At 63.9% G+C, this 5,478-nt stretch carries 6 protein-coding genes; 1 reads left to right on the top strand and 5 read right to left on the bottom strand.

Going from position 1 to position 5,478, the window contains the following annotated elements; translation table 11 throughout:
* On the top strand, positions 1–425 hold a 425-nt coding region (locus EN914_RS22450; RefSeq protein WP_127389269.1), incomplete at its 5' end, for an aminotransferase class V-fold PLP-dependent enzyme.
* Between the two features lie 15 nt (positions 426–440).
* Here EN914_RS22450 and EN914_RS22445 read toward each other — a convergent pair.
* The 5 genes from EN914_RS22445 to EN914_RS22425 all read right to left on the bottom strand — a co-directional run.
* Entirely contained in the window at positions 441–1,469 is a 1,029-nt protein-coding gene (locus EN914_RS22445; protein ID WP_024504350.1) for a histone deacetylase family protein, read from the bottom strand.
* Positions 1,466–1,978, bottom strand: a complete 513-nt coding sequence (locus EN914_RS22440; protein ID WP_013532101.1) for a GNAT family N-acetyltransferase — start codon at positions 1,976–1,978, stop codon at positions 1,466–1,468. The genes EN914_RS22445 and EN914_RS22440 overlap by 4 nt, the downstream gene beginning before the upstream one ends.
* Positions 1,979–2,003: 25 nt before the next feature.
* Positions 2,004–2,933 carry a 3-keto-5-aminohexanoate cleavage protein gene (locus tag EN914_RS22435; protein WP_013532100.1) on the bottom strand — a complete coding sequence of 310 codons (930 nt, stop codon included), beginning with the start codon at positions 2,931–2,933 and terminating at the stop codon, positions 2,004–2,006.
* A gap of 3 nt (positions 2,934–2,936) precedes the next feature.
* Positions 2,937–4,322, bottom strand: a complete 1,386-nt coding sequence (locus EN914_RS22430; protein WP_024504351.1) for an aspartate aminotransferase family protein — start codon at positions 4,320–4,322, stop codon at positions 2,937–2,939.
* Between the two features lies 1 nt (position 4,323).
* On the bottom strand, positions 4,324–5,478 hold a 1,155-nt coding region (locus tag EN914_RS22425; RefSeq protein ID WP_127389268.1), incomplete at its 5' end, for a N,N-dimethylformamidase beta subunit family domain-containing protein.

Here is a 5,478-nt window from a genome sequence, read left to right as displayed (position 1 = left end):
CCGACCTTGGCGCGGCGGCGAGCGAGGGCGGTTCAAGAAGGCAGAAGATCGCCAAGGCGTTCGCGGCTTCGATCGCGTACGAAAACCCGCTGGCGCAACAACTGATCGACGGCCTGTCCGATATCGAGGGCCTGACCGTCCACGGCATCACCGATCCGAAGCGGCTCGGCGATCGCGTGCCGACGGTTTCCTTCACCGTCGATGGCATCGTGCCCGAAACGATCGTACGGCTGATGAACGCCGAAAAAATCTTCCTGTGGTCCGGTCACAACTACGCCTGGGAGATCGTCCACCAGCTCGGCATTCCAGCCGAGCATGGCGTCGTGCGCATCGGCATTGCTCACTACAACACGGCAGCCGAAATCGACGAAACGCTGGAAAGTGTGCATCGGGTCATCGCCATGCTCAGGCAGCAGCGCTCCTGACGCTGGCTTGAGCATTCACCGCATCTTGCCGCCGAAACCAGTGAGGAACGCCGTGAGATTGTCGCCGAGTTCGTCGCAGAGGTAGCCGCCCTCCTGGACGATGACCGTCGGTAGGCCGAGCTTTGCGATGGCCTCGCCGATGCGCGAGAAGCCAGGCGTCGTCACCGAAAGTCCGCCGAACGGATCGCCCTCGAACGCGTCGAGGCCGAGCGCCACAACGAGCGCGTCGGGCGAAAAGGCACGGATACGCTGGAAGGCCACCTCGAGCGCTTCGAGAAACGCCGCGTCCGCGGATTTGCGCGGCAGCGGCAGGTTGAAATTATAGCCGAGGCCGGGCCCTTCGCCGCGCTCGTCGGCATGACCCCAGAAGAACGGATAGAAGCGCACCGGATCGGCGTGCAGCGAGACGGTCAGCACATCCGGCCGTGCATAGAAGATGCCTTGCGTGCCGTTGCCGTGATGCAGGTCGACATCGAGGATCGCCACCCGTGCGGCTTGTTTGCGCAGAACCTGCGCCGCGACGGCCGAATTGTTGATGAAACAGAAGCCGCCGGCGACATCGGCAAAGGCATGGTGGCCGGGCGGGCGGCACAGCGCGTAGGCGGCCGGCGCGCCTGATATCACCGCCTCGGCGGCTTCGACCGCGCTCCAGGCGCTCCACAGCGCGCTCTGCCATGTTTCGCCCGAGATCGGGCAAGCCGTGTCGGCCATGTGATAGCCGGCCTGGCCGACCGCCGAGGCCGGATAGGAGCCATTGCGCGCAATCGGATGGATGTTCGGGATCACTTCGGCCGAAGCGCCCTCGATGCGCTGCCAGCGCGCGTAGATATGCTCGAGGAAATCCAGATATTCCGGCGTGTGCACCGCCGCGGCCGGGCCGAGCCCATGATCCCGAGGTCGCTCGATCGTGCAACCCGCAGATAGTGCGCCGACTAACAATCTCTCGATGCGCTCCGGCTTTTCCGGATTGGGCTGTGCCGCGCCGCTCGAAAGAAAGGCCCTGGGGTCGTGGCGCTTCTGTTCCTCGGCATAGAAGGCTTTCATTCCTGATCCCCGTTTTCCGGCGCGTCGGCGAAAGCAAAGAAGGCCTCGCCGATGATTTTTTGGGTCTGTTCGTAGCTCGACCAGGCGATGCCCAGCCTCTCGTAGAAGGCCTTGGCCCCTTCATTGTCGGTGTCGACGGACAGCCGGAGATAGACGCCGCCTTCCTTCCGGCACTGCGCCGCAACACGCCGCAGCAGCCGCTCGCCGATCTTGCGGCCGCGAAAACGATCCTCGACATAGAGGTCCTGCACATAGACGCCAGGCCGCCCCATCCATGTCGAAAAGATCGGGAAATGCAGGCAAAGGCCGGCAAACTCGCCGCCCACTTCGGCGATCAGGGTGGAGAAAGCGGGCTTTTCACCAAAGCCGTAGGTGCGCAAATCATCTGCTGTCGAAATGATCTCCTCCGGCGCACCGATATGCGTGCCGAGTTTCAGGATCGCGGCGTGGATGGTTTCGACATCTTCCACTCGGCCGGGGCGGAGGCGGATTTTGGGCGAGGCAATCATTGCAGGTTCATCTCAGATCAGCATCTCAAAACGCCACCCGGTCGCCGCCCTTGAGCGCCAGCATGTCGCGCGCTTCGGTGGGCGTTGCAACCTCCAGCGACAGCCCGTCGAGAATGCCACGGATACGGCGCACTTGATCGGCATTGGATTTCGCCAGCTGGCGGCCGTCATAGAGACTGTCCTCCAGCCCGACACGGACATTGCCGCCCATGGCTGCTGCAATTGAGATCAGCGGCATCTGCTGGCGGCCGGCGGCGAGCACCGAGAACTGGTAGCTGTCGCCGAACAATTTGTCGGCGATCCGCTTCATGTGGACGAGATTGTCCGGGTCGGCGCCGATGCCGCCCAATATGCCAAGGACGAATTGGATGAACAGCGGTCCCGACACCAACCCCCGATCGCGAAAATGCGCCAGCGAATAGAGATGGCCGACATCATAGCATTCGAATTCGAAGCGCGTGCCGCAGCCCTTTCCCAGTCTTTCCAGCACCGCTTCCATATCGGCGAAGGTGTTCTTGAAGATCGTGTCGCGGGTGGCTTCCAGCAGCTTGGGTTCCCATTCGTGCTGCCATTCCCTCGGCTTGTCGAGCATCGGGAACAGCGCGAAATTCATCGAACCCATGTTGAGCGAGCACATTTCGGGTTCGGCCCGCAAAGGGGCTGCCAGCCGCTGGTCCAGCGTCATCAGCGACGAGCCGCCGGTGGTGATGTTGATCACTGCATCGGTCGCCTGCTTGATGCGCGGCAGGAACTGCATGTAGACGTCCGGATCGGCGGTCGGGCGGCCATCTCTGGGGTCGCGGGCGTGCAGATGCAGGATCGAGGCGCCGGCTTCCGCCGCCGCGATCGCGTCTGCGGCGATCTGGTCCGGCGTCACCGGCAGATAGGGCGACATGGACGGCGTGTGCACCGAGCCGGTGACGGCGCAGGTGATGATGACTTTTCGCGGTGCCATTTCTTACCCCTGGCCTCCGACCGGCAGGTCGAGCTCGGCGGCCAGAACCTCCAGCGAGTCACCGATGATGGAGATGATCTCGCCGACCTGCTCGGCCGTGACGATCATCGGTGGCGCGACCATGAAATTGTCGCCGTCGACGCCGCCCTTGACCCTGCGGCCATAGATGATCAGCCCGCGTTCATAGGCGAGGTCGAGCAGCCGCTGCGTGGCTTTCTTGTTCTGGTCGATCGGTTTTAGGGTCTCGGGATCGGCGACCATCTGGGCGCCGGTGAGCAGGCCCTTGCCACGCACGTCGGCAAGGAACGGAAACCGCTTCGCCAGGCCTTTAAGCCCGTCCATCAGCACGTCGCCCATGGCTGCCGCATTGGCGATCAGGTCGAGCCGGTCCATTTCGCCGAGCACAGCCAGGCCGGCGGCACAGGCCAGCGGATTGCCGGCATAGGTGTGGCCGTGCTGGAAGCCGCCGGAGGCGAGCAACGGCTGCACCAGCCGCATCGGTGCGGCGAGTGCGCCAAGCGGCGCATATCCGGAGCCCAGCCCCTTCGACAAGGCGACGATGTCTGGCTTGCAGTTCCAGTGATCGCCGCCGAGGAATTTGCCGGTGCGGCCGGCACCGCTCATGACTTCGTCGTGGATGAGCAGGATGCCGTAGCGGTCGCAGATCTCGCGGATGCGTGGATAATAACTGTCCGGGGCCACCAGCGCCGCGGTCGCCGCACCGCCGATCGGCTCCATGATGAAGGCAACCACGCTGTCTGGACCTTCCGCAAGAATCTTCTCCTCCAGCATGTCGGCATAGCGGATGCCGCGCTGCTCAATCGAGAGATTGTCGCGGTCGCGCCAGGCATTCGGCGCCGGCACGGTTGGCATCACCCGCATCATCGGCTCGAACGTTTCGGCCAGCGCATCGTCGCCGGTGATCGAGAGCGAACCCAACGTGCCACCATGATAGGAGGGGAAACGCGTGATCACCTTCCAGCGGCTGGCCTGGCCGGTGGCGACCGCCCATTGCCGCGCCAGCTTGATGCAGGATTCCGTCGCCTCCGAGCCACCGGAGACGAAGAAGATGCGGTCCATGCCCTCCGGCAGCTTGCCGGCCAACTCCCGCGCCAACTCCTCCGCCGGCTCGTTCTCGAAATGCAGCCGATAGGCGAAGGTGGCGCGGTCCATCTGCCGCTTCATGGCGTCGAGCACATTGCGATTGGAATGGCCGATATTGGCCACCATCGGGCCGCTCGAGCCATCGATGAAGCAGCGGCCGTCCTGCGTCCACATGTAGATGCCTTCGGCGCGGTCGATCAGCGGCCGGCGTAGGCTGGACAGATAGAACAGATGCGAGTCTCGCCGGGCTTCGGTTTCTTGAACGGCGGATTGGACTTTCGACATGTCAGGGCTTTCCGAGGTAACGATCGAGGACATTTTTCGTGACGCGTTCGACCATCGGGTCCTGTCTTAGCAGGCCGGCGACCCATTCGCAGCTTCCGGCATGGAACACCTCGCCCTTGCCGCGCGGGAAATTGACGATCATGCCGTTGCCGCGTTTGACCTTTTCCAGATTGGCGTCGCTCGCCTCGCCAAACAACGTTTCGGCGGTGAAGCGGCCGTCTTCGTCGGTGAGGAACTGGTCCTCGATCGGGATATCGGCGCTTTCCTCGACCTGGGATGCCATGCCGACGGCGAGAACCTGCAGGCCATCTGGCGCGCCGCTGGTCGCAGTCGGGTAGGGCAGGCCGCCGCGTATCTCGAAGTCGAGCCCGTCGACCTCATAGCCATAGACATGGCTGTCGGCGCCCAGCAGGTCGCCATAGTAGATGCCGGTGCCGGCGAAGGCCCAATGCTCGGGCCGGTAGACCGGGAAACCACGCACGCCGCGCGGTGCACAGCCGCCCCAGCCGGCATAGACACCGCGCGTCGCGTTGAGCCCGAAGGTCGCCGAACCCGGCCGGCCAATTTCCGGCGCCTCCCAGGAATTGGTGGCACGGGTGACGTCGCCGTCTGGGAGATAGGCCGGATCTTCGGCACGCGAGCGATATTTGTAGCAGACCTGCCGGCGGCCCTCGTCTTCGAACCGCGTCTGCCACATGAAATTGCCGGCAAAGCGCGCTGCATGGCCACCGCGCTCGACATAGGCGTCGACGGCATCGCGCATTTCCCAGGTCCAGTATTCGTCATGGCCGACGAACACGGCGCAGTCATAGACGTCGAGAATTTCCGGCGAAAAATGCAGATCATGCTGGCTGGCGAGATCGACGCCATAGCCGGCCTGTTCGGCGAAGCGGAAAAAATGGCTGTCGTAGCTGGCCCAGCCGGACGAAGCGTATTTCTTCGAATGGCCGGTGGCGAGCGCCCACTCCATGTGCGGATAGCGCGGCACGGTCTTCGGCGGCACAGCGACCTCCAGCGGCACACGCGGCGCATCCTTGGGCAGCACGACGAAGCCACGGCACCAGGGGCGCTGCGTCGAGACGATGGGCGAATACTGGTTGCGATCCGGCCCGGTGATGCCCTGATAGTGGTTGGAGCCGCCCCAGGTGTTGTAGGC

This window comes from Mesorhizobium sp. M7A.F.Ca.CA.001.08.2.1, assembly GCF_003998455.1.
GTDB classification, from domain to species: Bacteria; Pseudomonadota; Alphaproteobacteria; order Rhizobiales; family Rhizobiaceae; genus Mesorhizobium; species Mesorhizobium ciceri.
The sequence above is the reverse complement of the archived record's forward strand: the minus strand, read 5'-3'. Positions and strand labels throughout refer to the sequence as shown.

Bases quoted from the DNA above. Each gene is read 5' to 3' on its own strand.
- EN914_RS22445 (WP_024504350.1), bottom strand. From the start codon at position 1,469: ATGAAAGCCTTCTATGCCGAGGAACAGAAGCGCCACGACCCCAGGGCC.
- EN914_RS22440 (WP_013532101.1), bottom strand. From the start codon at position 1,978: ATGATTGCCTCGCCCAAAATCCGCCTCCGCCCCGGCCGAGTGGAAGAT.
- EN914_RS22435 (WP_013532100.1), bottom strand. From the start codon at position 2,933: ATGGCACCGCGAAAAGTCATCATCACCTGCGCCGTCACCGGCTCGGTG.
- EN914_RS22430 (WP_024504351.1), bottom strand. From the start codon at position 4,322: ATGTCGAAAGTCCAATCCGCCGTTCAAGAAACCGAAGCCCGGCGAGAC.